The sequence below is a fragment of the Marinomonas transparens genome, from assembly GCF_016463975.1.
GTDB lineage: Bacteria > Pseudomonadota > Gammaproteobacteria > Pseudomonadales > Marinomonadaceae > Marinomonas > Marinomonas transparens.
On sequence record NZ_JAEMNX010000088.1, the window covers coordinates 1 to 412 of the forward strand.

The 412-nt window shown below is 51.5% G+C and carries 1 protein-coding gene; it reads right to left on the reverse strand.

From position 1 onward, the window contains the following. On the reverse strand, nt 1–412 hold a 412-nt coding region (locus tag I8J31_RS20765; protein ID WP_199470493.1), incomplete at both ends, for an Ig-like domain-containing protein.

A 412-nucleotide genomic window follows, 5' to 3' on the forward strand; every position in this document is an offset into this window, starting at 1 on the left:
TGGTGTCCACTGTGATCTCAACGTCACCTGTCTCAAGAGCATTAAACGCCGCATCGTATGAGAAGGCATAAAATTGATAGTTACCATCGCCGCTAAGCGTCACCGTAGTGCTCCAAGTTCCGTCCTCAGATATCACCACCTCACTCAATAACGTCCTCGTCTCACTATCAACTCTATCGAAAACCAGTGCTCGCAAGCCCGGCTCACCGATACCAGAGAACACTAAGTTCGTATCGCCCGTGCTTGCACCCGGTTGTAACACCTTGCCATCCATGTCTGTTATGTTCAGCGTCAAAGTCGGCGTCACTGTGTCCAGCGTTACCTCAAAGTTTCGCGTGCTTCCTACATTACCTGCCGCGTCCGTCGCTTTGGCATTCAATTCATGCTTACCATCACCGCTCAGCGTCGCGGT